Annotated in this window: 21 protein-coding genes and 1 tRNA gene; 9 read left to right on the top strand and 13 right to left on the bottom strand. The window is 69.5% G+C overall.

Annotated elements, in window-relative coordinates:
* Positions 1 to 18 precede the first annotated feature (18 nt).
* The 4 genes from HF323_RS09580 (at position 19) to HF323_RS09565 (ending at position 1254) form a co-directional block, all read left to right on the top strand.
* A tRNA-His gene (locus HF323_RS09580) sits at positions 19 to 94 on the top strand.
* Between the two features lie 22 nt (positions 95 to 116).
* On the top strand, positions 117 to 467 hold the full coding sequence (locus HF323_RS09575; RefSeq protein WP_169582365.1) for a metallopeptidase family protein: 351 nt from the start codon (positions 117 to 119) through the stop codon (positions 465 to 467).
* Positions 458 to 766: an ATP-dependent Clp protease adapter ClpS gene (gene clpS, locus HF323_RS09570; protein WP_169582364.1), complete on the top strand. Its 309-nt coding sequence runs from the start codon at positions 458 to 460 to the stop codon at positions 764 to 766. Before HF323_RS09575 ends, clpS begins: the two co-directional genes overlap by 10 nt.
* Before the next feature lie 8 nt (positions 767 to 774).
* Complete coding sequence (locus tag HF323_RS09565) at positions 775 to 1254, top strand: DUF2017 family protein (protein ID WP_317451045.1); 480 nt, start codon at positions 775 to 777, stop codon at positions 1252 to 1254.
* A 9-nt stretch (positions 1255 to 1263) separates the two neighbouring features.
* Here HF323_RS09565 and HF323_RS09560 read toward each other — a convergent pair whose 3' ends face one another.
* The 6 genes from HF323_RS09560 to gatC are packed head-to-tail and all read right to left on the bottom strand — an operon-like array spanning position 1264 to position 6845.
* Positions 1264 to 1857: a hypothetical protein gene (locus tag HF323_RS09560; RefSeq protein WP_317451044.1), complete on the bottom strand. Its 594-nt coding sequence runs from the start codon at positions 1855 to 1857 to the stop codon at positions 1264 to 1266.
* Complete coding sequence (locus HF323_RS09555; protein WP_169582362.1) at positions 1832 to 2152, bottom strand: hypothetical protein; 321 nt, start codon at positions 2150 to 2152, stop codon at positions 1832 to 1834. The genes HF323_RS09560 and HF323_RS09555 overlap by 26 nt, the downstream gene beginning before the upstream one ends.
* Before the next feature lie 33 nt (positions 2153 to 2185).
* The gene (dinB, locus tag HF323_RS09550) at positions 2186 to 3451 is read right to left on the bottom strand and encodes a DNA polymerase IV (RefSeq protein ID WP_169582361.1); all 1266 of its coding nucleotides are present in this window, start codon (positions 3449 to 3451) and stop codon (positions 2186 to 2188) included.
* Between the two features lie 57 nt (positions 3452 to 3508).
* Entirely contained in the window at positions 3509 to 5026 is a 1518-nt protein-coding gene (gatB, locus tag HF323_RS09545) for an Asp-tRNA(Asn)/Glu-tRNA(Gln) amidotransferase subunit GatB (protein ID WP_169582360.1), read from the bottom strand.
* Entirely contained in the window at positions 5026 to 6537 is a 1512-nt protein-coding gene (gene gatA, locus HF323_RS09540) for an Asp-tRNA(Asn)/Glu-tRNA(Gln) amidotransferase subunit GatA (RefSeq protein WP_169582359.1), read from the bottom strand. Before gatA ends, gatB begins: the two co-directional genes overlap by 1 nt.
* An 8-nt stretch (positions 6538 to 6545) precedes the next feature.
* The gene (gatC, locus tag HF323_RS09535; protein ID WP_169582358.1) at positions 6546 to 6845 is read right to left on the bottom strand and encodes an Asp-tRNA(Asn)/Glu-tRNA(Gln) amidotransferase subunit GatC; all 300 of its coding nucleotides are present in this window, start codon (positions 6843 to 6845) and stop codon (positions 6546 to 6548) included.
* Between the two features lie 76 nt (positions 6846 to 6921).
* Here gatC and HF323_RS09530 point away from each other — a divergent pair, with 76 nt between their 5' ends.
* Complete coding sequence (locus HF323_RS09530) at positions 6922 to 8622, top strand: long-chain-fatty-acid--CoA ligase (RefSeq protein WP_169582357.1); 1701 nt, start codon at positions 6922 to 6924, stop codon at positions 8620 to 8622.
* 14 nt (positions 8623 to 8636) lie between these two features.
* Here the strand turns inward: HF323_RS09530 and HF323_RS09525 are convergent, their stop codons facing one another.
* The 4 genes from HF323_RS09525 to HF323_RS09510 all read right to left on the bottom strand — a co-directional run bounded on the left by HF323_RS09525 (position 8637) and on the right by HF323_RS09510 (position 13926).
* Complete coding sequence (locus HF323_RS09525; RefSeq protein WP_211160438.1) at positions 8637 to 9131, bottom strand: DUF4262 domain-containing protein; 495 nt, start codon at positions 9129 to 9131, stop codon at positions 8637 to 8639.
* 90 nt (positions 9132 to 9221) lie between these two features.
* A complete protein-coding gene (gene ligA, locus HF323_RS09520; protein WP_169582814.1) occupies positions 9222 to 11555 on the bottom strand; it encodes an NAD-dependent DNA ligase LigA in 2334 nt (777 codons plus the stop codon).
* A gap of 76 nt (positions 11556 to 11631) precedes the next feature.
* Complete coding sequence (gene mnmA, locus HF323_RS09515; RefSeq protein ID WP_169582356.1) at positions 11632 to 12729, bottom strand: tRNA 2-thiouridine(34) synthase MnmA; 1098 nt, start codon at positions 12727 to 12729, stop codon at positions 11632 to 11634.
* 9 nt (positions 12730 to 12738) lie between these two features.
* A complete protein-coding gene (locus tag HF323_RS09510; RefSeq protein ID WP_169582355.1) occupies positions 12739 to 13926 on the bottom strand; it encodes a cysteine desulfurase family protein in 1188 nt (395 codons plus the stop codon).
* A gap of 108 nt (positions 13927 to 14034) precedes the next feature.
* Here HF323_RS09510 and glgX point away from each other — a divergent pair, with 108 nt between their 5' ends.
* The 3 genes from glgX to glgB all read left to right on the top strand — a co-directional run bounded on the left by glgX (position 14035) and on the right by glgB (position 20436).
* A complete protein-coding gene (gene glgX / locus HF323_RS09505; protein ID WP_169582354.1) occupies positions 14035 to 16119 on the top strand; it encodes a glycogen debranching protein GlgX in 2085 nt (694 codons plus the stop codon).
* Between the two features lie 157 nt (positions 16120 to 16276).
* The gene (locus tag HF323_RS09500; protein ID WP_317451066.1) at positions 16277 to 18262 is read left to right on the top strand and encodes a maltotransferase domain-containing protein; all 1986 of its coding nucleotides are present in this window, start codon (positions 16277 to 16279) and stop codon (positions 18260 to 18262) included.
* The gene (gene glgB, locus HF323_RS09495; protein ID WP_169582353.1) at positions 18259 to 20436 is read left to right on the top strand and encodes a 1,4-alpha-glucan branching protein GlgB; all 2178 of its coding nucleotides are present in this window, start codon (positions 18259 to 18261) and stop codon (positions 20434 to 20436) included. Before HF323_RS09500 ends, glgB begins: the two co-directional genes overlap by 4 nt.
* Before the next feature lie 7 nt (positions 20437 to 20443).
* Here the strand turns inward: glgB and HF323_RS09490 are convergent, their stop codons facing one another.
* Positions 20444 to 21394: a tetratricopeptide repeat protein gene (locus HF323_RS09490; protein ID WP_169582352.1), complete on the bottom strand. Its 951-nt coding sequence runs from the start codon at positions 21392 to 21394 to the stop codon at positions 20444 to 20446.
* Entirely contained in the window at positions 21391 to 23229 is a 1839-nt protein-coding gene (locus HF323_RS09485) for a glycosyl transferase (protein ID WP_169582351.1), read from the bottom strand. The genes HF323_RS09490 and HF323_RS09485 overlap by 4 nt, the downstream gene beginning before the upstream one ends.
* 176 nt (positions 23230 to 23405) lie before the next feature.
* On the opposite strand from HF323_RS09485, the gene HF323_RS09480 reads away from it, so the two are divergent.
* Positions 23406 to 24467: an AI-2E family transporter gene (locus tag HF323_RS09480; protein ID WP_169582350.1), complete on the top strand. Its 1062-nt coding sequence runs from the start codon at positions 23406 to 23408 to the stop codon at positions 24465 to 24467.
* Between the two features lie 18 nt (positions 24468 to 24485).
* Here the strand turns inward: HF323_RS09480 and HF323_RS09475 are convergent, their stop codons facing one another.
* On the bottom strand, positions 24486 to 25208 hold the full coding sequence (locus HF323_RS09475) for an alpha/beta hydrolase (protein ID WP_169582349.1): 723 nt from the start codon (positions 25206 to 25208) through the stop codon (positions 24486 to 24488).
* Positions 25209 to 25220 lie beyond the last annotated feature (12 nt).

Below are 25220 nucleotides of genomic sequence, written 5' to 3'. Positions count from 1 at the left end.
GCGCAGGCGGGAGACATGGTGGGTATAGCTCAGTTGGTAGAGCACCTGGTTGTGGTCCAGGGGGTCGCGGGTTCAAGTCCCGTTACTCACCCCAATTTCTGCTGTCGCGAGGCATCATGATGGAGATGGATGCGGCGACGTTCGAGCAGCTCGTCGTCGACGAGCTCGACCTCCTCCCCGACGACATGGTGGAGGGGCTCGACAACGTCGTGTTCGTCGTCGAGGATCGTCCAGAGGACGGCAGCCTCGACCTCCTCGGCCTCTACGACGGGTGGGCGCTGACCGAGCGCGACCGTTACGGCGTCGGGGAACTGCCCGATCGCATCATCGTCTACCGCGAATCGCATCTCGCCGCGTGCGAGAACGAGGAAGAGCTTCGCGACGAACTGCACACCACTCTCGTGCACGAGATCGCGCACTTCTACGGCATCGACGACGAACGTCTTCATGAACTGGGATGGGCATGATGGCAGCGCTGACCACGCCCGACCTCGATGCCGACACCGACCTGGGCAGCAAGCTCGGTCCCGAACGACCGTGGCAGACCGTGGTGTGGGATGACCCCGTCAACCTCATGAGCTACGTGACGCACGTCTTCCGCGAGTACTTCGGCCTGCCACGGGCAGAAGCTGAGCGGCTGATGCTCGCCGTCCACCACGAGGGTCACGCCGTCGTCGCCGAGGGAGCCCGTGAGCAGATGGAGCTGCATACCCGCGCGATGCACGATTACGGCCTGTGGGCGACCGTCAGGCAGGCGCCGGCATGACCGCCCGCGTGGTCGTCGTCGAGATCACCAGGCTGGAGGCCGCCCACCTGTCCGGGTTGGTGACGCAGTTCTCGGAACTGGTGGACGGTGCCTCCGTCGCAGAAGGCGACCCCGCCATCGAGCGTCTCGCGCCCGATGCCTATGAGGAGGCCGAAGCCGCCCGGGAGTTCCGCCAGTTCACGGAGGACGATCTGCTGGATCGTCGCCGCGACGACGCCGCGCGGGTCCTCGCGTCCCTCACGGAAGCGTCGCAGATTCCTGAGGACCCCGACGATCCGGCGCTCCTCGAAACCGTCGCGATCGTCCTGGACGCCGAGGACTCGGGCGCGTGGCTGCGCACGCTCGCCGCCATCCGCCTGGTGCTCGCCACGCGGCTCGGCATCACCGAGGCCGATGACCATGATCCCGAGGACGCCCGATTCGGCATCTATGACTGGCTGGGCTACCGCCTGGACGGGCTCGTCAAAGCGCTCTCGGAGGAGAGCTGAGGCATCCGATCACGGAACAGCGAAGACGTGCGACGCCAGCCTCATCGGCTCGTCGCGCGTCACATGCCGCTCCTCTTGGCGTGCCCACCGGTCCCAGTGCGGTCGGTAGGCGTCGCCGTCGCGCGTGAGCGCCCGGCGGCGCCGCGACGCACCCGGCGAGTCCAGCCACACGCGGACGTCTCCGAGCGGACTCGTGGAGGGGCGCAGGATGCCCGATCCTTCGACGATGAGCGGGAGCGCAGGGTCCACCGCGTGCGCTTCTGCCGGCGCACCCACCTCCCAGTCCCAGCGCTGCCACACCCCGATCAGACCGCGCGCGTGAGGAACGAGGATCTGTGCGCGGGCGAGCTCGACGCCCTCGTCGAGGCCGTCCCAACCGGGATATACCGAGTCGAGCGCGACGAGCTGCACCCTGCCTGCCGCGGGCCAGCGGGCAACGAGCGATCGCGCCAGCGAGGTCTTGCCGGCTCCGCTCCGTCCGTCGATCAGCACCACTGGATTGAGGGCCGCCACCGCCCGGATCGCACCGATGAGACTCGACGCCGCGGCGTCGAGGGCGTGCGCGACCGGGTCGGAACTACTTCTTGAGGGCGCGGATGACACGGCTCAGCGCGCGCCCGGCGAAGAAGACGAACGGAATCGCAACGGCGATCAGCGAGACGATGTTCGCTTCGAAGCGCAGGTCATCGCCCCGTCGGATGTAGGCGCCGAGCGGGATGGACCATCCGCCACCGCCACCTCCGCCGTTGCCCGCCTCGTCGGAGCCGCCGCCGAAACCTGCCCACGTCAGCGCGACGGGGATGACACGGACGCCGTCGACGTCCTGCTGTTCGCCATAGGCGCTCTTGACGCCGAACGACGCCGACTGCTGACCGAGTTCGAGTGCGATGTTGGGCATGCGACCCACGCTACCCGTCGGGCGTGGGCGGTGTCAGCCCCGATCGAGCTTCGGAGCCGGCGGACTCGAGGGGAGGGACCCGCCGCCCCTTGCCCTGCCGAGAAGCGTCGCCCGTGTCACCGCACCACGACCGAACTTCGCCGCCGCACCGTCCAGGGCATCTTCGATGCGGCGCCAGTCCTGGTCGTCGTCCCACAGGGCGAGCGGCGCGGATCCGGCCGGGCGGAGCTTCTCGGCACGGACCCCGATGAGGCGGACCGGCATGCGGCGCTCGACGGACTCGAACAGCTCGTGCGCGGCGTCGCCGATCCGCTGCCCCACGGCGGTCGGCTCCGGCAGGGTCTGGGAGCGCGAGATCGTGCTGAAGTCGGCGAAGCGGACCTTGATCGCGATGGTCGAGGCCTCCCAGCCGCCGCCACGCAGCCGGGCTCCGACGCGGTCGGCGAGGCGTCGGAGTTCCGATCGAAGGATGACAGGATCGGCGATGTCCGCGTCGAACGTCTCCTCGTGTCCGACGCTCTTCTCGGTGCGGTCGGTCTCGACGGAGCGCAGATCGATTCCGCGGGCGAGGTGCCAGACACGGTCACCCATGGCCGGGCCGAGCGCGCGATCGAGGACGTCGCGAGGCGCGTCCAGGACGTCGGCGACGGTGCGGATGCCTCGTCCCTCGAGCGACTCGGCCGCTTTCGGGCCCACACCCCAGAGCGCACGCACCGACCGCGGTCTGAGGAAGGCGTCCGTGTCTGCCGCCGACACGACGAGGAGTCCATCGGGCTTGCTGATCGTCGATGCCATCTTGGCGACATGCTTCGTCGCCGCGACGCCGATGCTGCACGTGAGACCGGTCTCCTCGAGCACACGCGCCCGAAGCGCGCGGGCGATCTCGCCCGGGCTCCCCCACAGCCGCCGCACGCCCTGCACGTCGAGGAAGGCCTCGTCGATCGACAGCGGCTCGACGAGCGGCGTGACGTCGCGGAAGATGCGCATGACCCGCTTCGAGAACTCGAGGTAGCGGTCGAAGTGCGGCAGCACGACGATCGCCGATGGGCACAGCCGCAGCGCCTGGCTGACCGGCATCGCGGACCGCACACCGAACCGGCGAGCTTCGTACGATGCACTCGACACGACCGAGCGGCCATCCGGCGCGCCGATGATGATCGGCTTGCCGCGCAGCGACGGGTCGTCCAGCTGCTCGACGGACGCGTAGAACGCGTCCATATCTACGTGCAGGATGCCCGTGCCGGTGTCGTCGGCGCCGACCGGCGAGGTCAGGCGTCCCGTGCCGTCACCTCGTCCCATGGCGACGATTATCCTCCGTGGCTCCGACGTCCCCCTCGGGAGCGGACGACGTGACGCCTACGACGCGGCGGCGCGCTCCAGCACGAGTTCGCGCACGCGCGCCGCGTCCGCCTGACCCTTCATGGCCTTCATGACCGCACCGATGACCGCACCGGCCGCCTGGACCTTGCCGTCGCGGATCTTGGCGAGCACGTCGGGCTGGGAGGCGAGGGCATCGTCGATCGCCGCGATCAGCGCGCCGTCGTCGGACACCACCGCGAGACCTCGAGCGTCGACGACCTCCTGGGGAGTGCCCTCCCCCGCGACGACACCCTCGAGCACCTGGCGCGCGAGCTTGTCGGTCAGCGTCCCGGCGTCGACGAGCGACTGCAGGGCCGCAACGTCCGCCGCGGTGGCGAGGTCGGATGCCTCGCGCCCCTGTGCGTTCGCGATGCGGGTCAGCTCGCCCGTCCACCACTTGCGCGCTGCGGCCGGCGACGCGCCCGCGGCGACCGTTGCCTCGACCTCGGCGAGCAGTCCGCCGTTGTGGACGTCCTGGAACTCGAGATCGGTGAAGCCCCACTCAGCCTTCAGCCGCCGGCGACGCGCAGCGGGCGCCTCGGGAAGCGCGGCACGCAGCTCCTCGATCAGCTCCAGCGCGGGGGCGACGGGCAGCAGATCGGGCTCGGGGAAGTACCGGTAGTCGTCGGCGTCCGACTTCGGCCGGCCGGGGGACGTCGTGCCGGTGTCCTCGTGCCAATGGCGCGTCTCCTGCACAATGGATCCACCCGCGGCGAGGATCGCCGCCTGGCGCTGGATCTCGTAGCGAACGGCGCGCTCCACCGACCGCATCGAGTTGACGTTCTTGGTCTCGGTGCGGGTGCCCAGCTTCTCCTGGCCACGCGGGCGAAGCGAGACGTTGGCGTCGCAACGCAGGTTCCCGCGCTCCATGCGGGCCTCCGAGATTCCGAGGGCCAGCACGATGTCGCGGATCGTCTGCACATACGCCTTGGCGATCTCGGGGGCACGGTCCTCCGCGCCGAAGATCGGCTTGGTCACGATCTCGACGAGCGGAACGCCGGCGCGGTTGTAGTCCACGAGGGAGTACTCGGCGCCCTGGATGCGACCGGTCGATCCACCCACGTGCGTGAGCTTGCCGGCATCCTCTTCCATGTGAGCACGCTCGATCGGCACCGAGACGATCGACCCGTCAGCCAGCTCGACATCCACCCGTCCTTCGAAGGCGATGGGCTCGTCGTACTGCGAGATCTGATAGTTCTTGCCCAGGTCGGGGTAGAAGTAGTTCTTTCGTGCGAATCGGCTCGACGGCGCGATCGAGCACCCCAGGGCGAGGCCGAGGCTGATCGAGTGCTTCACCGCCTCGGCGTTCACCGTCGGCAGCGAACCGGGCAGTCCCATGTCAACGGGTGCGACGAGTGTGTTGGGGGCGGCGTCGTGGTTCGCCGGGTGGGCAGGATTGGCCGCACCCGAGAACATCTTGGTCTTTGTGTTGAGCTCGACGTGGACTTCGAAGCCCAGCACCGGCTCGAAGAGCTCGAGGGCCTTGTCGAAGTCCATCAGCTTGTCCTTGGCCATCATCGTCCTCCTCCGAGGATCGGTGCGCGGTCGAGGAGCGGCCCGCCCCACGCGTCGAGCAGCAGGGCTTCGAGAGCGGCGCCCACCCGGTAGAGGCGCGCGTCCTCGCGGGCAGGAGCGAGGAATTGGATCCCCACGGGGAGCCCGTCCTCCTCGGCGAGGCCCGACGGGATGGAGATGCCGGGAACACCTGCGAGGTTCGCGGGAATCGTGGTGACGTCGTTGAGGTACATCTGCATCGGGTCGTCGATCTTCTCGCCCAGGCGGAAGGCGGTCGTCGGCGCCGAGGGCGTGGCGATGACGTCGACCGAGGCGAACGCCTCGTCGAAGTCGCGCTGGATGAGCGTGCGGACTTTCTGAGCAGAGCCGTAGTAAGCGTCGTAGTAGCCCGCGGACAGTGCGTACGTGCCCAGGATGATGCGCCGCTTCACTTCGTCGCCGAAGCCCTGGTCGCGCGTCGCCGCCATGACATCTTCGACGGTGCCGCCGGGCACGTCGACCCGCAGGCCGAATCGCACCGAGTCGAACTTCGCCAGGTTGCTCGATGCCTCGGCAGGCAGGATCAGGTAGTACGCCGCGACGCCGTACTCGAAGTGCGGTGCGCTGATCTCGACGATCTCGGCGCCCTGCGACTCCATAGCGGCCAGGGCCGAACGGAAGGACGTCGACACACCGGACTGGAACCCCGCGTCGGGCAGTTCCTTGATGACGCCGACCTTGAGGCCCTTCAGCACCTCACCACGGGCGCCCTCTCGAGCAGCGTCGGCGAACGACGGCCAGGCTTCCTCGAGCGAGGTGGCGTCGTGCGGGTCGTGCCCGGCGATCACGTCGTGGAGCAGCCCCGCGTCCACAACGGTGCGCGTGACCGGCCCCACCTGGTCCAGGCTCGACGCCAGGGCGATGGCGCCGAAGCGACTGACGCCGCCGTACGTGGGCTTGAGGCCGACCGTCCCCGTCACGTGCGCGGGCTGACGGATCGAGCCGCCGGTGTCGGAGCCGAGCGCGAGAGGCGCCTCGAACGCGGCGACGGCGGCAGCCGAGCCCCCTCCCGATCCACCGGGGATCCGGTCGAGGTCCCACGGGTTGCGCGTGGGACCGTACGCGGAGTGCTCGGTCGACGAGCCCATCGCGAACTCGTCCATGTTGGTCTTGCCGAGGGGCACGAGACCGGCGGCACGGGAACGCGCCACCACCGTGGCGTCGTACGGCGACATGTAGCCGTCGAGGATCTTCGATCCGCTCGTGGACGGCATGTCGGTGGTCACCAGGACATCCTTGATGGCCAGGGGCACACCGGCGATGGGACCGAGTGCCTCGCCCGCCATGCGGCGGCGATCGATGTCGGCGGCCACGTCGAGTGCGCGATCACTGACGTGGAGGAAGGCATGCAGGTCGCCGTCCACAGCGGCGATGCGATCGAGGTGCGCCCGCGTGGCCTCGACGCTGGAGACCTCGCCGGAGACGAGCTTGTCTGCGAGCGCGGCGGCGCTCAGCCTGGTCAGATCGGTCACAGTGGTCCTTACTGCTCTTCGCCGAGGATCGCGGTCACGCGGAAGCGGCCGTCCGCCGAGTCCGGGGCGTTCTGAAGCACCTGCTCCGGGGTGAGCTGATCGCCGACCACGTCGGGACGGAACACGTTCTGGAGCGGGATCGGGTGGCTGGTGGCGACCACGTCGGGCGTGGCGACCTCGGACACCTTGGCGATGTTGTCGACGATGACGTCGAGCTGGCCGGTGAGGCGCTCGACCTCCTCTTCGCTCAGCTGGATCCGGGCGAGCACACCGAGATGGCGCACGAGATCGGGGGTGATTTCAGACACCCGGACAGTCTATTCGGATCGCCGCCGCCGCCCTGCGGCGAGAGCGCCGCGAGACCCCCCGGCGTAGGCTGAGCGCGTGACGACGTATGACCCCCCTCGCCCGTGGATCGCCAGCTACGCAGATGGCGTGCCGCAGGATCTCGAACCGGTGAGCGGTTCGCTCGTCGAGATCGTCGAGGCCTCGGCGCGCGACTTCCCCGAGGCACCTGCGCTCCAATTCTTCGGGCGGACCACGTCCTATCGCGAACTGCGCGAGCAGATCGATCGCGCCGCGGCGGGGCTGCGTGCGCAGGGCGTGAAGGCCGGCGATCCGGTGGCGATCGTCCTGCCGAACTGCCCTCAGCACATCGTGGCCTTCTACGCGATCCTGCGCCTCGGCGCCGTCGTCGTGGAGCACAATCCCCTGTACACGCCCCGCGAGCTGCGCAAGCAGTTCGAGGACCACGGCGCCAAGCACGCGATCGTCTGGTCCAAGGCCGTGGCAACCGTGCAGGACTTTCCCGCCGACCTCGCTGTCACCTCGCTGATCTCGGTCGACATCACCACCGCGATGCCCCTCGGCACCCGCCTCGCCCTGCGATTGCCGATCGCGAAAGCCCGGGAGGCGCGCGCGGCACTCACCGCTCGCGTGTCGGGCGTCATCCCTTGGCAGCAGATCGTCGGCTCCGAACCGCTGCCCGCCTCCCATCCCAAGCCGTCGACAGACGACCTGGCGCTCATCCAGTACACGAGCGGCACCACCGGGACGCCGAAGGGCGCATCCCTCACCCACCGCAACCTGCTCTCCAACGCCGCGCAGGCGCGCTCCTGGGTCCCCTCGATCGTGCGCGGTGACGGATGCGTCGTCTACGCGGTCCTTCCGATGTTCCACGCATACGGCCTCACCCTGTGCCTGACCTTCGCGATGTCGATGGCCGCGCGTCTGGTCCTCTTCCCCCGCTTCGACCCAGACATGGTGCTCGAGGTCACCCGGAAGCACCCGGCGACCTTCCTTCCGCTCGTTCCCCCGATCGCCGATCGACTGCTGAAGGCGGCGAAGGAGAAGGGCGTCTCGCTCGCCGGCACCCGGGTCGCCATCTCGGGAGCTATGGCCCTCCCCCACGAACTGGTCGTGCCTTTCGAGGAAGCGTCGGGGGGATACCTCGTCGAGGGATACGGCCTCAGCGAGTGCTCGCCCGTGCTCATGGCGAACCCCGTGGCGGACAACCGTGTGCCAGGCACGGTAGGGCTGCCCCTGCCGGGTACCGAGTGCCGTGTCGTCGATCCCGATGAGCCGACGAAGGACGTTGCCTGGGGCGAGCGGGGCGAGCTCGTCGTGCGCGGACCGCAGGTGTTCAGCGGGTACTACGGCAAGCCCGAGGAGACCGAAGCCGTCTTCACCGACGGGTGGTTCCGCACCGGTGACATCGTCACGATCGACGACGCCGGCTTCGTGCGCATCGTGGATCGCATCAAGGAGCTGATCATCACCGGCGGCTTCAATGTCGCACCCACCGAGGTGGAGAACGCGCTGCGCCAGCACCCGGCTGTCGAGGACGCGGCGGTGGTCGGACTGCCGAACGAGCGCTCGGGCGAGGAGGTCGTCGCCGCCGTCGTGCTGACTCCGGGTCAGGACGCCGACGTCGAGCGCATCCGGGAGCACGTGCGCGGGATCCTCACGCCCTACAAGGTGCCCCGGCGCATCTTCGTTGTCGACGAGCTGCCCACCTCGCTGATCGGCAAAGTGCTCCGCAGGCAGGTGCGCGACCGGCTCCTCGCCCTGACATCGGGATCCTGACAGGTTCGCGGCGATCACCAGGCCGAGAACGTGCCGGGCCGCGGCTGGATCCAAACGGCGTTCGAGTACTCGTCGTCCCACGGGAACAACCCGTCGCGGTCGTCGTACGTGAGCTGGAGCAACGGCACCGAGTGCTCGTCGGGGCGCTGATAGAAGCGATTCGCCGCGAACGCGATCTCGCCGGGGTTGGGCACCGTTTCGACCGTGACCCGGTGACTCCAGCCGTCGAACTCGAGAAGCTCACCCGGGACGATGTCGCGTCCACGCCGGATCCGATCGCTCACGTCGTTGAGGAGCAGCCCCGTCGTGCGCGAGTCCAGACCGAAGACGAGCAGCTCGGGATGCCCCATTCCGAAGAGCCCGACCGTGTACGCGAAGGGAGTCTGGCGCCGGCGCATGTCGCCGATGACGTACTCGATGTGGGTGCCGTGGGTGCGGATCGTCTGCGCCGTCCGGCGGTCCTGCTGGTCGAGCCAGGCGATCACGGCGGGATCGGGGATCATGGTCATGGCGGAGTCCCTTCTTCGGAGGACACCGACATTAGAACAAAGCTACGACATTGCCGCGAGTCTCAGGACTGCCCTGATCGGAAGAGACGCTCAGGCTTCGGCAGGCGCCGCCCCGTCGAGAGCCGCCGGCCCCCGGGTGACCAGGATGTGGAACTGGGCGGCGTCGAGGACGGGAACCCCCAGCTCTTCGGCCTTGGCGAGTTTCGATCCCGCCCCGGGTCCGGCCGCGACGAAATCCGTCTTCTTCGAGACGCTCGAGCCCGCCTTTCCGCCGGCCTTGATGATCGCCTCCTGCGCCCCTTCGCGCGTATACCCCTCGAGACTTCCGGTCGCGACGACTGTGAGTCCCTCCAGCACGCCGCCCTCCACCACCGCGGCACCGGGGCCGGGATGCCCGGGCGTGGCCAGCTGCGCCCCGGCTGCCGCCCAGCGTTCGACGATCTCGCGGTGCCAGTCCACGGCGAACCAGTCCGTCAGCGAGTCGGCGATGATGCCGCCGACGCCCTCCACAGCTGCCAGCTCGTCTCGCGACGCGGCGCGAATCGCGTCCACCGACCCGAACCACTGGGCGAGCGCACGCGCGGCGACGGGGCCGACGTGACGGATATTCAGGGCTACGAGGAAGCGCCAGAGGTCCTTTCTCTTGGCCCGCTCGAGCTGATCGATGAGCGTGAGCGCCTGCGCGGACGGCTGAGGACCTTCGAGTCCCGCCTTCTTCTCGGCCGCCGAAGGATTCCGCCCGAACGGTCGGCGCCGTACCGGCTCCCCCGTCCTCTCGTCGACCCGCGCCTCCCCGGTCTCGGCATCGCGCACGATCACCTCGATCGGGACGAGTTCGGGAAGGGTCAGCTCGAAGAGGCCGGCTTCCGTCTCGAGCGGCGGCACGTCGGGGTACGACGGCTGCGTCAGCGCCGCTGCGGTCACCTCGCCGAGCGCTTCGATGTCGAGCGCACCCCGTGAGCCGATGTGCTCCACACGGCCGCGCACCTGCGCGGGGCATGCTCGCGTGTTCGGGCAGCGCAGGTCGATGTCGCCTTCCTTCGCGGGCGCGAGCGGAGACCCGCACTCGGGACAGTCCGCGGGCATCACGAACTCGCGTTCGGTCCCGTCCCGCAGCTCCACGACGGGGCCGAGGACTTCGGGGATGACGTCTCCGGCCTTGCGGAGCACCACGGTGTCGCCGATGCGCACGCCTTTGGCGCGAACGATCTCCTGATTGTGGAGTGTCGCCTGGCGCACGACGGACCCGGCGACGCGTGCGGGCGCCATGACCGCGAACGGCGTCGCCCGTCCGGTGCGACCGACGGATACGACGATGTCGAGCAGCTTCGTATTGACCTGCTCGGGCGGGTACTTGTAGGCGATGGCCCACCTCGGCGCGCGGCTGGTCGCGCCGAGCTCGTCGTGCAGAGCGAGCTCGTCGACCTTGACGACGACACCGTCGATCTCGTGCTCGACGTCGTGACGGTGCTCTCCGTAGTGCGCGACGAAGCCGAGCACGCCGTCGATGTCGTCGAAGGTCCGGAAGTACGGACTGGTCGGCAGACCCCACTCTGCGAGGAGCGCGTACGTCTCGCTCTGGGACTCGACCGGCGGGCGGGACCATGCTCCGATGCCGTGCACGAACAGCCGCAAGGAGTCGAGGCGCGCCTGCCCGGCCTCGAGTTCGAGGCCGTCCTTCTTGTCGAGCTGCTGGCGAAGGCCGCCGGAAGCGGCGTTCCGGGGGTTGGCGAACGAGGGGAATCGGCGCTCCGCGCTCGCTCGGGCCTTCGCCTCGTCGAAGGCCCGGCCGCGCGCACGGGTCTCCTCGACCGCGCGATCGCGCATATCGGCTTGAAGGGCGTTGAGCCGCGCGAACGCCGCGACCGGGATGAACACCTCGCCGCGGACTTCGACGAGGTCGGGATGTCCCGCGCCTTCGAGTCGCTGCGGGATGCCTGCCACCCGCACGGCGTTGACGGTCACGTCCTCGCCCGTCCGGCCGTCGCCGCGGGTCGCCGCCGACGTCAGCACGCCCCGCTCGTACCGCAGGCTGATCGCGAGTCCGTCGATCTTGAGCTCGGTCAGCCATCGGACCTTGCGGCCCGCCGCGCTCTCGGCCTTCCCGCACCACTCCCTCAGTTCGTCGAGGCTGAACACGTTGTCGAGGCTGAGCATGCGCTCGGCGTGCTCGACCGGCGCGAACATCGAGCTCTCGGCGGCACCGACGGTGAGCGTCGGCGAATCCTGGCCCTGCAGTTCGGGGTGGAGCCTCTCGAGCTCCTCGAGTCGCCTCATCCACTGGTCGTACGTCGCGTCGTCCACGATCTCGGCGTTGCGGCCGTAGTACGCGTCTCGCGCGTCGAGGATGCGCTCGGTGAGCTGCTGAGCCTCCACGCGGGATGCCTCGAGCCCGGCGTCGGCGGGGAGCGCCGGAGCGTCGATCGAAGGGGACTGCGGCGTCGCGAGATCGTCATCCGTCACGCCGCCAGTCTAGGAGCGGCCTCCGACCCCGCGCGGCTCACGCCGGAACCGGGACCGCCGACACCGTCCGGTCGATCGTGAACTGGCCGATGACCCGCGTGCCGTCGTACAGCACGGCGGTCTGACCCGGCGCGACGCCGTCGAACGGCGTCGCGGGCACCACCGTGATGAGGCCGCCGCCGAACGTCGCGCGCGCCGGAACCGGATCGGCGTGGGCCCGGATCTGCACGTCGCAGTCGAACGCACCCTCGGGCTGGGCCCTGCCGGCCCACGAGTAGCGCTCGCCCCCGATCTCGGACGTGGCCAGCGCCTCCTTGGGCCCGACCACGACCGTGTTGGTCACGGGCCGCACCTCGAGCACGAATCGCGGCTTTCCGTCCGGCGCCGGGACCCCGAGGGAAAGGCCGCGGCGCTGGCCGACCGTGAACGCGTGCGCACCCTCATGACTGCCCACCACCGCGCCGGACCGATCGACGATCTCGCCTGTCGCGGTGCCGACCTTCTCGGCGAGCCACCCGCGGGTGTCGCCGTCGGGAATGAAGCAGATGTCATGACTGTCGGGCTTGTGCGCGACGGTGAGACCACGCTCCTCGGCCTCGGCCCGCACGACCGCCTTGGACGGCGTGGATCCGAGCGGGAAGAAGGTGTGCGCGAGCTGCTCGGCGGTGAGCACGCCCAGCACGTAGGACTGGTCCTTCGCGGCATCCGAGGCCCTGTGGAGCTCGAGCCCGTGGGCACCCTCGACGAGCGTCGCATAGTGCCCGGTGCACACCGCGTCGAACCCCAGCTCGAGCGCGCGCTCGAGCAGTGCGGCGAACTTGATCTTCTCGTTGCATCGCATGCAGGGATTCGGCGTTCGGCCGGCGCGATACTCCGTGATGAAGTCCCCGATCACGTCGTCGCGGAACCGCTCCGAGAAGTCCCACACGTAGAACGGGATCCCGAGCCGGTCGGCGGCGCGGCGCGCGTCCATCGCGTCCTCGATCGTGCAGCAGCCGCGACTGCCGGTGCGCAGCGTGCCGCCGGCGCGCGAGAGGGCGAGGTGAACACCGACGACGTCGTGGCCGGCATCCACGGCGCGGGCGGCCGCGACGGCGGAGTCGACGCCACCGCTCATGGCCGCGAGAATCCTCATGCGCCCAGTCTAGGAGCGGGCGCCTGAGCGGGTCCCGGACGCGGCGCGAGCGCGCTCGACGGCCTCCGGGAGCACCGACAGCACGGCGGCGACGTCGGCGTATCCGGATGTCCTCCCGAGCGTGAACCGCAGAACCTGACGAGCCTCGGCATCCGTCCGCCCCATCGCCTTCACCACGTGCGACGGCTCGGGGATCCCGGCCTGGCACGCCGAGCCGGTCGACACCGCGATGCCCGCGCGATCCAGCAGGAAGAGGAGCGACTCGCCCGGCGCGCCCTCGAAGTGGACGTGCGCATTGCCCGGGATGCGCTCGATCGGGTCGCCCAGCAGCTCGGCTCCCGGAACGCGGGAGAGGATGCCGCGGACGAGCTCGTCGCGCAGGCGGGAGAGCCGCTGCGCCTCGCCCTCGCGCTCCGCCTCCGCCAGCTCGGCCGCCACCGCGAAGGCCGCGGCGCCTGCGACGTCCTGCGTGCCGGCGCGGAGCCCGCGCTGCTGACCGCCGCCGTGGTGGAGCGCCGCGATGCGGGCGTGACGGGACACCACCAGTGCGCCGACTCCCACGGGCCCACCCACCTTGTGGGCCGTGACGCTCAGCGCGCTCAGGCCGGAATGGCCCTTCGCGCTCCCCCGCCACGACCGGAATGACACCGGGACGTGCCCGAACGCCGCGACGGCATCGACGTGCAGCGGAACGCGTGCCTCGATCGCTGCCGCTGCGAGTCCGGCGACGTCGCTGATCGTGCCCACCTCGTTGTTCGCCGCCAGAGCGGTGGCGAAGGCCGCGCCGGGCAGCTCCCCGGCGAAGACGTCACTGTCGATCCGCCCGCTCGCCTCGAGCGGCACGTGTCGAAGTCGCGCGCCCTCGGTCGTCGCGAGCCACTCGGCGGCGTCGAGCGTCGCATGATGCTCGCCGTCCGGCAGCACCACCGCGACCGTGCCCTCGGCACGCGCCCACCACAGTCCCTTGAGCGCGAGATTGACCGCCTCGGTCCCGCCGGATGTGAAGACCACCTCGATGGGATCGCAGTCGAGCGCCGCCGCGAGCCGCTCTCGGGACTCTTCGAGCAGCCGCCGCGCCGACTGGCCATAGCCGTGGATCGACGAGGCGTTCCCGATCTCCTGAGTCGCCGTGAGCCATGCATCGCGCGCCTCCGGGCGAAGCGGCGAGGTCGAGGCGTGATCGAGGTAGACCTCCATCGCTCCTCCCTCGCTTCACGGCGCGCTCCACGGTGCACCCGGGTCCCGCGAGGCCCGGCACCCGGTCCCGTAACGCGCCGGACTCACGCGGTTACTACTGTAGTTCGCATGCCCAGCCTCGAGTCCGCCGCGATCGCGCTGCCCGCGGGCTTGCACAGCGCCGACCTCGACCGCCTCGGCGTGACGCTCGGCCCCGACGGTGCGACCTTGCGCGTATGGTCGGGTGCGGCGGACGCCATGGAGCTGGTGGTGTTCGACGACACCGACCTGGACTGGGCGATCGAGAGCGTTCCGCTTGCCCCCGTCGGCGGCGGGGTGTGGGAGATCACCTCCTCCCTGCTCCGCCCCGGCACCCGCTACGCCATCCGCGTCGACGGTCCGCACGGCCCGGGCAACACGTTCAATCGAGGCACGCTGCTGGTGGAGCCGTACTCGCGTGGGCTCGCGCGCGGCGGCTATGACGACTGGCGATCGGTCGTCGTCGAGGGCGCCTTCGATTGGGGCGGCGTCCCGAAGCCGGCGGTTCCGATGGATCGCACGGTGCTCTACGAGGGGCACGTCAAAGGCCTGTCGAAACGGCATCCCGGCGTGCCGCCGGCGCTCCACGGAACCTACGCCGGGCTCGCCCACCCCGCGATGGTGGACCACTTCCTCTCGCTGGGAGTGACCAGCATCGAGCTCCTCCCCGTGCACGCGTTCGCCACCGAGCCCCGTCTGCTGCAGCACGGCCTGGCGAACTACTGGGGCTACAACACCCTCAACTTCTTCACCCCGCACGCCGCCTACGCGACCGAGCAGGCACGCCGGGAAGGACCCGAGGCGGTGCTCCGCGAGTTCAAGGGGATGGTCCGGCTCCTTCACGAGGCGGGGCTCGAGGTGATCCTGGACGTCGTGTACAACCACACCGCCGAAGAAGGCCTGGGGGGTCCGCGCTCGAGCCTGCGCGGGATCGACAACGGCGCGTACTACCGCCAGCAGGACGACGGCGCCTACATCGACGTGACGGGTTGCGGCAACGCGGTGAACACGTCGACGGATGCCGCGGCACGCCTCATCCTCGATTCGCTGAGGTACTGGGCGAACGATGTGCAGGTCGACGGCTTCCGATTCGACCTCGCGGTGACGCTCGGGCGCGATGCCGCGCATCACTTCACGCCGGAGCATCCGCTTCTGCGCGCCATCATCGACGACCCGGCGCTGGCTGGAGTCAAGAAGATCTCCGAGCCATGGGACGTCGGCATGGGCGGCTGGCAGACGGGCAGCTTCGGGGCCGGCTGGAGCGAGTGGAACGACCGCTATCGCGACCGCGTCCGCAACTTCTGGCTCAGCGACGTCGACTATGCGCGACGCGCCTCCACCGCGCCGGTCGGCATCGGCGGCTTCGCGACGCGGCTCGCCGGCTCGTCGAACACGTTCTCGGCGGAGCGCGGCCCGCTCGCGAGCATCAACTTCGTGACCGCACACGACGGCTTCACGCTGCGCGACCTCGTCTCGTACGACGTCAAGCACAACCTCGGCAACGGCGAGCAGAACCGCGACGGCGCCGACACGAACCGCTCGTTCAACCACGGAGCGGAGGGGCCGACCGACGACGAGGGCATCCTCGCCAGCCGCCGCAAGGCGATGAGGAACCTGATCGGGACGCTGCTCCTCTCGGCGGGCGTGCCGATGATCACGGCCGGGGACGAGTTCGGCCGCACGCAGCGAGGCAACAACAACGCCTACTGCCACGATTCGCCGCTCACCTGGCTGCCGTGGGAGCACGCGCCCTGGCAGCACGATCTCTTCGCGCACGTGCAGCACCTCCTGAGGCTGCGCCGGGAGAACCCGGCACTTCGACCGGTGCGGTTCGCGCGCCTCGACGAGCACATCCCGTCGGCCTCGGTCATGGAGTGGTACGACGAGCACGGCGAGACGATGTCCATCGAGCGGTGGACGAATCCCTCGCACCGCACGCTGCAGTACGTCGCCGCGTCCACTCCCGAGTTCGAGGCGTTCAACCGCATCCTGCTGATCGTCCACGGCACCGAGCGCCCGATCGACGTGACCCTTCCGACGATCGACGGAGTCACGCGTTTCGTGCCGCTGTGGTCGAGCGCCGACGAACGACCGCACGGGACCGGCGACGAGGCATCCCCCGGTGACGTGCTCGCGATCCCCGCGACGTCGATGCGCCTTTTCCGAGCCGAGTGAGCGACGCGCCCGTGTCAAACGGCTGTCGCGGGCTGTGAGGGCGGGGTAGGTTCGAGACGTGGTCACGACGTCGCGCGCCGCGCGCTCCCGCCCGTGGCGGAGCGCCACCGCCATCCCTGTCCGAGACGCCCGCGAGTGGCAGCCCGATCGCCTCACGGTGACGCGCCGGCTTCCCCTCGCCCGGCCGTATCCGTCGGTGCCGTGGGGCGACTACCGGCCCAAGGCCTTCGCCGGCGAGGCCGTGCCGTTCGGCGTCACCGCATTCCGCGAGGGGCACGATCGCATCGGCGTCCAGCTGCGGCTCACCTCCCCCACCGGGGATGTGTCGCTCCACCGGCTCGAGCCGCTCGGCGATGGCTTCGACCGGTGGGAGACCACCGTCGTGCTGCTCGAGGAAGGGGTCTGGAGCTTCCGCTTCGAGTCCTTCGGAGACGAGTTCGCGACGTGGGAGCACGCTGCCGACGTGAAGATCGAGGCGGGGGTGGATGCCCCGCTCATGCGAGACATCGGCGCCTCACTGTTCGATCGCGCGGCCGCCGAGAAGTCGCGCCCCAGAGCGCAGCGAGAAGCGCTGACGGCCGCCGCCTTGTCGTTGCGGGATCCATCCGTGAGCGACGACGAGGCCCTCGTGACGGTGCGTGACCCGGCCCTCGCGGGGTTCTTCCGCGAGCGGCCGATCATGTCGCTGACGACGGTCGGAGACGAGCAGTCCCTGCTCGTCGAGCGCGAGCGCGCCGGCGTCGGCGCGTGGTACGAGTTCTTCCCTCGCTCGGAAGGCGCTCGACGGCTCAAGGACGGATCGATCAAGAGCGGCACCTTCCGCACGGCGATGCGGCGCCTCCCCGCCGTGGCGGCGATGGGCTTCGACGTGCTCTACCTTCCGCCGATCCACCCCATCGGCACCCTGAACCGCAAGGGCCGCAACAACACGCTCGACCCCGGACCCGGCGACCCGGGGTCGCCGTGGGCCATCGGCTCGGCGGAGGGAGGCCATGACGCCATCCACCCCGACCTGGGCTCACTCGCCGACTTCCGCGCGTTCGTGCGCGCCGCCCGCGCCGAAGGCATCGAGGTCGCACTGGACTTCGCGCTGCAGGCAGCTCCCGACCACCCGTGGGTCGCCGAGCACCCGGAATGGTTCACGACGCTGCCGGACGGCACCATCGCCTACGCCGAGAACCCGCCGAAGAAGTATCAGGACATCTACCCGATCAACTTCGACAACGATCCGGAGGGCATCTACTCCGAGGCACTGCGGGTCATCCGCCACTGGATCGCGCAGGGAGTGAAGATCTTCCGCGTCGACAACCCGCATACCAAGCCCCTGCAGTTCTGGGAGTGGCTGATCGGGAAGGTGAACGCCGAGCACCCCGACGTGGTCTTCCTCGCCGAGGCGTTCACCCGGCCCGCGCCCCTGCAGAGTCTCGCCTCGGCGGGATTCCAGCAGAGCTACACATACTTCACGTGGCGCAACACCAAGGCCGAACTCGAGGAGTTCCTGTCGGGTCTGGCCCGCGAGACCGCCGACTTCGTGCGACCGAACCTCTTCGTCAACACGCCCGACATCCTGACCGAGTACCTCCAGTTCGGCGGCCGTCCCGCGTACCGCATCCGTGCGGCGATCGCCGCCACCGCGGCGCCGACGTACGGCGTCTACGCCGGATACGAGCTGTACGAGAACGTCGCACGGCCCGGCTCCGAGGAGAACATCGACAACGAGAAGTACGAGTACAAACTGCGGGACTGGAGCGGTGCAGAGGAGCGCGGCGAGTCGCTGGCGCCGTTCCTGCGCCGCCTGAACGACATCCGACGTGCACATCCCGCCCTCCGCCAGCTGCGGAACCTGACAGTGCACTGGAGCGATGACGACGCCGTCCTCGTCTACGTCAAGCATCTGCCCGCCGCGCTCTCGCCGAGCGGGGCGAACGACACGATCATCGTCGTCGTCAACACCGACCCGCATTCGGTGCGGCAGACGATGGTCCACCTCGACACCCGCGTGTGGGGCGTTCAGCCGGGCGATCCCTTCGAGGTCGAGGACCTCGTGACGGGGTCTCGCTGGACGTGGTCCGATCACAACTTCGTCCTCCTGGACGCGTTCGCCGAGCCCGTGCACATCCTCCACGTCAAGGAGCAGCGATGACGCCCTCAGATCAGGTCCTCGATGCGGTGGGCGCGGCCGCCTACCACGATCCGCACAGCGTCCTGGGAATCCATCCGGGCCGGGACGGCGAGGGTCGGGACGAATGGATCGTGCGTGCTCGCCGCCCCCTCGCCCGCAGCGTGACCGCCGTCTTCGCCGACGGCACGCGCGTACCGCTCGAGCACGTCCGCGCGGGAGTGTGGGAGGGACTGCGCTCCGGCGACGCGGGCGGATACGAGCTGCTGACCACGTATGAGGGCGCACCCGACTTCGTCGTCGACGATCCGTACCGCTTCCCGCCGACGATCGGCGAGATGGACCTGCACCTGATCGGAGAGGGCCGGCACGAAGAGCTCTGGCGCGTGCTCGGTGCGCACGCGCGCGAGCACCACGGTGTCGGCGGCACGGCGTTCACCGTGTGGGCTCCCAACGCGCGAGCGGTCCGCGTCATCGGCACGTTCAACGAGTGGAACGGCGAGAGCCACGCCATGCGGTCGATGGGCGGAACCGGCGTTTGGGAGCTGTTCGTGCCGGGGCTGGGGGCCGGCACCACGTACAAGTTCGAGCTGCAGGGCCGCTCCGGCGACTGGGTCGTGAAGGCCGATCCGATGGCCCGGTTCGCCGAGGTCCCGCCGGCCACGGCATCCGTCGTCGTGGAGTCCTCCTATCGATGGGAGGACGACGTCTGGATGGCCCGCCGCGCACGGGAGACCCCGCTGTCGCGCCCGATGTCGGTGTACGAGCTGCACCTCGGGTCGTGGCGACCCGGGCTGTCCTACCGCGACGCCGCCGACCAGCTGATCGACTATGTGACGGATCAGGGCTTCACCCACGTCGAGTTCCTGCCCCTCGCCGAGCACCCGTTCGGCGGCTCCTGGGGATATCAGGTCACCGGGTACTACGCACCGACCAGCAGGTTCGGCCACCCCGACGACCTGCGGTACCTGATCGACCGCCTCCACCGCGCCGACATCGGCGTGATCATGGACTGGGTCCCCGGCCATTTCCCCAAGGACGCCTTCGCGCTGGCGAGATTCGACGGGGAGGCGCTCTACGAGCACCCCGATCCCCGCCGCGGGGAGCACCGCGACTGGGGCACCTATATCTTCGACTACGGCCGCAACGAGGTGCGCAACTTCCTCGTCGCCAATGCCCTGTACTGGTTCGAGGAGTTCCACGTGGACGGCCTCCGCGTGGACGCGGTGGCCTCCATGCTCTACCTCGACTACTCCCGCGAAGCGGGCGAATGGGCACCCAACATCCACGGCGGACGCGAGAACCTCGAGGCGATCCGGTTCCTGCAGGAGGTGAACGCCACCGCCTACAAGCGCTATCCCGGCATCGTGATGATCGCCGAGGAGTCGACCAGTTTCCCCGGCGTGACGGCGCCGACCAGTCACGCGGGCCTCGGGTTCGGGTTCAAGTGGAACATGGGCTGGATGAACGACTCGCTGCAGTACATCAAGCGTGATCCGATGTACCGCGCGCACCACGAAGGCGAGCTGTCCTTCTCGTTCGTCTACGCCTTCAGCGAGAACTACGTCCTGCCCATCAGCCACGACGAGGTCGTGCACGGCAAGGGCAGCCTTTTCGGGAGGATGCCGGGCGATCACTGGCAGAAGCTGGCGAACACGCGCGCGTTCCTCGCCTACATGTGGGGACACCCGGGCAAGCAGCTCCTGTTCATGGGGCAGGAGTTCGGTCAGTTGTCGGAATGGTCCGAGGGGCGTTCCCTCGACTGGTGGCTGCTCGACCAGCCCAGCCACGCCCAGCTGCACGGCTTCGTCGCCGCCCTCAATCGCACCTACCGCGAGCACTCCGCGCTGTGGGCACGCGACAGCGACGGAGCCGCTTTCGCACGGTTGGGCGCGCCGCATTGGAACTCCAATGTCGTCGCGTTCTCGCGGCGCGACTGGCACGGCAACTCGATCGCCGTCGTCTGCAACTTCTCGGGGGTGCCCATCACCTCGTTCGAACTGGACCTCCCGGAAGAGGGTGTGTGGCACGAGGTCCTGAACACCGACGCGGAGATCTACGGCGGCTCAGGCGTCGGCAACCTCGGCGTCGTCCACGCCGGCGTCGGGGGCCGAGCGAAGATGGTGCTGCCGCCGCTCGGCGTTCTCTGGCTCCGTCACGACCCGGAGGCGCACATCCCGTCCCCGACGAAGGGCTGACGCCGCGTCAGAAGAGGAGCGAGGCCAGCCGGCCTCGAGCGCGCAGGACGCGCGGGTCCGCATCGCCGACGAGTGAGAAGAGCTCGAGGAGTCGCTCGCGCACGGGCGCGCGGTCCTCGTCGGGGAGCTGTGCGAACAGGTCGAGCAGACGGCCGAAGGCGTCATCGACGTGACCGCCGGCGAGGTCCAGGTCGGCTACCGCGAACTGGGCCGCGACATCGGTCGGTCCGGCGGCCGCCGCGGCGCGCGCGGCCTGAAGGTCGAGTCCCTGCACGCGGTCGAGCAGGCGGACCTGTCCGAGTCCGGCGCGCGCCTCCGTGTCGCGGGGGTTCTCTGCGAGGGCTTTCTCGTAGGCCGTGATCGCGCGGGGGTAGTCGCCCGCTTCGATGGCCTCGAACGCCTCGGCGTGCAGCGGTGGCAGAGGCGGCTCGACGGGTGCGTCGGCAGGGGCATCCGTCTCCACGCTCACCGAACCGGTGACCCCGTTCTGCGCGGCCAGCTGCAGCAGCTGGGCGAAGACCTCGCGAACCTGCTGCTCGGGCACGGCTCCGGTGAACAGCGGCACCGGCTGGCCCGCCACGAGAGCGACCACCATGGGGATGGACTGCGCCCGGAAAGCCTGCGACAGCTGCGGGTTCGCGTCGACGTCGACCTTGGCGAGGATGAGCCGGCCGCCCAGTTCGGTGACGACGCGCTCGAGGACGGGACTGAGCTGCTTGCAGGGTCCGCACCACTCCGCCCACAGGTCGACGACCACCGGAACCGTGCGCGAGAGCTCCAGCACCTGCGCGAACGTCTCGTCGGTGACGTCCATCACCAGCGAGGAGATCGAGGGCCCGCCCGCACCCGGTGAAGTCGCCGGATCGCCCGCCGGCGCAGGGGCCGGAGCGGGACGATTGCGCAGGGCCGAGAGGTCGACGGCACCGCGCAGCGCGGCAACCGAGGTGGGATCGGTCACGGGATCACCTTCGCGTCGAGGAGGTCGGACGAGTACCCGAGGAGACGGATCTTCTCAGGCGAGCCCTGAACGGGCACGTAGAAGAACACCTGGTCGGTGAACGTGGTCGTGACGCCGGTCGCCGACTGGTCGGCGTCCACGAGCGCCCGGACGGCGGGGTTCTTGTCGAGCTTGATGACGGCGTCCGAGTTCTTCGGCTTCACGGTGTCGGTCTCGTCGACGTTGACGGCGACGATCGCGCCGCTCTCGAGCGTCGCCAGCGCCATCGGCGCGAAGGACCCGGGCGAGGAGGAGAACGTCAGGGTCGCTGTCTCGGCGCCCGTCTGGTTGAACTCGGTCAGGCGATCCTGCCGGTCCAGGGCGATGCGCTCGCGCAGCTGGTCGCCCTCCGCCTCGAACATGTCGTAGTACTCGCTGTCCTCACCCTTGTTGATGATGTCGGAGTATGCAGCAGCGACGTCCTGCGGCGCCATCTTGAGGAACGGTGAATCGGGCGCGGGCTGAACCGCGCCGATGTACACCGGCGCGAGGTCAGGCATCGGCGTCGACGCCTCGAGGCTTGCGGCGTACGAGAGCTTGTAGGGCGCCCAGGCGTCCTGCTGGGTGAGCACCATGATGCTGGACGTCTTCGACTCCTCGTCGTCCACGACGACCATGACGGAGCGCGGCCACTCGTCGTACGCCTGCGGGAGGACGATCTCCAGCGGCTTGGTGAGGATCGGGGCGGGAGCCGCGAAGTCGGCGATCGCCGCGCGAAGCTTGTAGTTGGTCTCGCGTGTCGCCAGCGCGGCGCCTTCCAGGCGCGTCGCCGCGAGCGCGGCATCCTTCGCCTCGTCGGCCTCGGCCACGGTCTCGGCGATCCGCGAGAGGATCCGCTCCGCCTGGGGCTTGGTCACGGCCGGCGCCTGCTGCCCCTCGGGGACCACCACGCTCGCCGTGGGGGTGGGCGTGGGGGTGGCGCCGAACTGCGGCCAGGCGTCGGCGGAGCATCCGCTGAAGAGCAGTGCGGACACCGCCACGACAGGGACGATCGCGAAGGCGCGCCGGCCGCCGGTGATCGCACGGCGGGAGCGGGGGGTCGAACTGATCACGCCCTTGTCGGCGCTCTCGACGGCGATGTCGATCGGCTCGGTCACTGGCAGCGGGAGTCCCTTGCGGCGCGGCCCGCGCGAACGGCGCGCGTGACGGATGCCCAGGATGTACAGGAACACGCCGAACGCCAGCACGATGCCGCCGGCGACGATGAGCGGTCCCGCCCACGGGGTGGAATTCTCGATCGGCCAGGACACGGAGACGTTCTCCGGTGCGGGCGCACTGCCGTCCGAGGCGACGAGCACGCTCATCTCGGCCGGGAGCTGGAGCGGGGCGATCAGAACGTCGCTCTGCTGGAACTCGTCCAGCCAGAGGTCGGAGCCGATGGGGCTGCGCGCGGTGGGCTCTTCGGCCGCCGCGTCGTCGGCTGCGGATCCCCCTTCACCGTCCGCCGATCCCTCGACCGGCTGCGCCGCGACCTCCGGCTCCACGAGCTCGGTGACGATCTCACCGGACTCATCGAGCGACGCGACGTTGTAGGGCGTGTCGGCGAGCCAGGCCTTCATGTCGGCCGTGCGCCCGTAGGCCGCGAAGATCTCGCCGTCGCCCTGCGCACGAAGCGTCTGGGCGCCAGCGGTCTCATTCAGCACGGCGCCGTCGATGAGGAGGTACGGCGCCTCCTCGTCCACCGAGATGGCGGCGATGTCGGCGTCGGGACCTTGGAAGACCGTCCGTTGCGCGATGCCGGCTCCGATCATCACGGCGGCCAGCACGAACGCCGCGACGGCCCATACGAAACGCACGAAGACACCTTTCCCAGGCTCGCTCGGGACGCGCGAAACCTCGACTCGACATTTCAGACTAGCGAAAGTGACCTGAAAGGGGACCGGGAGGGACCATTCCGCGGGCTGAAGGTCTCGCCCGCGTATCCTGACGTGACAGGAGTCGGCGGTCGAGCCGACGACGGCGGGGAGGCCGAATGAAGGTGCACAATCCGTTCCGGGTCGCGTTCGTCGCGACGCTCGGAGTCGGGCTCGGTCTGCTGCTCATCGGCAGCATCCAGACGCTGTCCACCATCCTTCTCTACGTCGGCACCGCGCTGTTCCTGTCCCTCGGTCTCGATCCTGTCGTCGCCTGGCTCGAGCGGCGGAAGATGCCGCGGTGGGCCGCGGTGCTGATCACGATCCTCGCGGTGCTGGCGGCATTCGCAGGCATCCTGATCATGGTGGTGCCGATCATCGTGGGGCAGATCTCCCAGCTCGTCGCCGACGTCCAGGACCTCATCGAAGAAGGGTGGAACCCGATCGACGAGGTCAAGACCTGGATGGGCGAGACCTTCCCGAACCTGAAGGTCGACGACGTCTTCACCTACCTCAACGACTGGTTCGAGTCCCTGGACATCGGCGCGATCGGCGAGCAGATCGGCGGCGGTCTCATCGTGATCGGCGGCGCCGTGCTCGCGGGGCTCGCCGGAGCGTTCATCGTCCTGATCCTCACGATCTACTTCACCGCATCGACGCCGAACCTCAAGCGTGCGGTGTACCAGCTCGTCCCCGCCTCCAAGCGCGCACGGTTCATCGACCTGGGCGAGCAGATCACCGACTCCGTCGGCTACTACGTCATCGGACAGCTGAGCCTCGGCGTCATCAACGGGGTGCTCAGCGCGATCTTCCTGTCGATCATCAATGCGCCGTTCCCGGCGGTGCTGGCCGTGATCGCGTTCTTCTTCTCGCTGATCCCGCTCGTCGGCACGCTCACCGGCTCGACGATCATCGTGCTGTTCTGCCTGGGCCTCGGCTCTCCCACGACCGCCCTCATCGCCGCGATCTACTACCTGATCTACATGCAGATCGAGGCGTACGTGATCTCGCCCCGCATCATGGGCCGCGCGGTATCGGTTCCGGGCGCGGTGGTCGTGATCGCAGCGCTCGCCGGCGGCGCGCTCCTCGGGCTCCTCGGCGCGCTCGTCGCGATCCCGGTGGCCGCCAGCATCCTCATCATCTACCGGCAGGTGGTGATCCCGCGTCAGAACGAGCGGTGAGCGGATGCCTCGGCTCGGTCAATCCTCGGTCGGGCCCTCCCACTCCGTCGGGAGGGGCAGGGCGTCCGGATTCACCGCCGCGACGATCTCGGTGAGCACACGGCGGGTCTGGTTCTCCCCCACCCACAGGTGCTTGCCTCCCTCGACGGGGATGAGAACCGCGTGCGGGATGCTCGCGAAGCGCACGGCCGCGGCATCCGGTCGCAGATAGTCGTCGAACTCGGGCACCAGGATCACCAGGCGCCGGGGGTCGCCTGCCCAGGCCGCGACCTCTTCGTCGGTGGCGCGATGCAGGGGCGGCGAGAGCAGGATCGCACCTTCCACGTCGTGGTCGCGCCCGTACTTGAGCACGAGCTCCGTGCCGAAGGACCAGCCGACGAACCACGGCCGCGGCAGACCGCGCTCGCGCACGAAGTCCATGGCGGCGGCGACGTCGAACGCCTCGGCCCGGCCTCCGTCGAAGGCGCCCTGACTGGTGCCGCGCGGCGACGTCGTGCCACGGGTGTTGAACCGCAGGACAGCGAGATCGGCGAGAGCAGGCAGGCGGCCGGCCGCCTTGCGCAGGATGTGCGAGTCCATGAACCCGCCGGCGGTGGGAAGTGGATGCAGGGTCACCAGGGTCGCCACGGGATCGCGATCCGCCGGCAGCGCGAGCTCTCCGACGAGGGTCAGCCCGTCGATCGTTTCGAGCTCGATGTCCTCCCGGCGGGCGGGCAGGAGCATCGGTCCTCGGATCTCCATGTTCATCGATCC

The organism is Microbacterium sp. MF43, assembly GCF_012847295.1.
GTDB lineage: Bacteria > Actinomycetota > Actinomycetes > Actinomycetales > Microbacteriaceae > Microbacterium.
Note: the sequence above shows the minus strand (reverse complement) of the source record. Positions and strands in the feature narration are given on the sequence as shown.

What these genes read in the sequence shown, in the direction of transcription:
- HF323_RS09480 (WP_169582350.1), top strand. Translation starts at nt 23,406, where the DNA reads ATGAAGGTGCACAATCCGTTCCGGGTCGCGTTCGTCGCGACGCTCGGA.
- glgB (WP_169582353.1), top strand. Translation starts at nt 18,259, where the DNA reads ATGACGCCCTCAGATCAGGTCCTCGATGCGGTGGGCGCGGCCGCCTAC.
- dinB (WP_169582361.1), bottom strand. Translation starts at nt 3,451, where the DNA reads ATGGGACGAGGTGACGGCACGGGACGCCTGACCTCGCCGGTCGGCGCC.
- HF323_RS09510 (WP_169582355.1), bottom strand. Translation starts at nt 13,926, where the DNA reads ATGGAGGTCTACCTCGATCACGCCTCGACCTCGCCGCTTCGCCCGGAG.
- HF323_RS09475 (WP_169582349.1), bottom strand. Translation starts at nt 25,208, where the DNA reads ATGGAGATCCGAGGACCGATGCTCCTGCCCGCCCGCCGGGAGGACATC.
- glgX (WP_169582354.1), top strand. Translation starts at nt 14,035, where the DNA reads ATGCCCAGCCTCGAGTCCGCCGCGATCGCGCTGCCCGCGGGCTTGCAC.
- HF323_RS09525 (WP_211160438.1), bottom strand. Translation starts at nt 9,131, where the DNA reads ATGACCATGATCCCCGATCCCGCCGTGATCGCCTGGCTCGACCAGCAG.
- HF323_RS09555 (WP_169582362.1), bottom strand. Translation starts at nt 2,152, where the DNA reads ATGCCCAACATCGCACTCGAACTCGGTCAGCAGTCGGCGTCGTTCGGC.
- HF323_RS09575 (WP_169582365.1), top strand. Translation starts at nt 117, where the DNA reads ATGATGGAGATGGATGCGGCGACGTTCGAGCAGCTCGTCGTCGACGAG.
- gatB (WP_169582360.1), bottom strand. Translation starts at nt 5,026, where the DNA reads ATGGCCAAGGACAAGCTGATGGACTTCGACAAGGCCCTCGAGCTCTTC.
- clpS (WP_169582364.1), top strand. Translation starts at nt 458, where the DNA reads ATGGGCATGATGGCAGCGCTGACCACGCCCGACCTCGATGCCGACACC.
- mnmA (WP_169582356.1), bottom strand. Translation starts at nt 12,729, where the DNA reads ATGAGGATTCTCGCGGCCATGAGCGGTGGCGTCGACTCCGCCGTCGCG.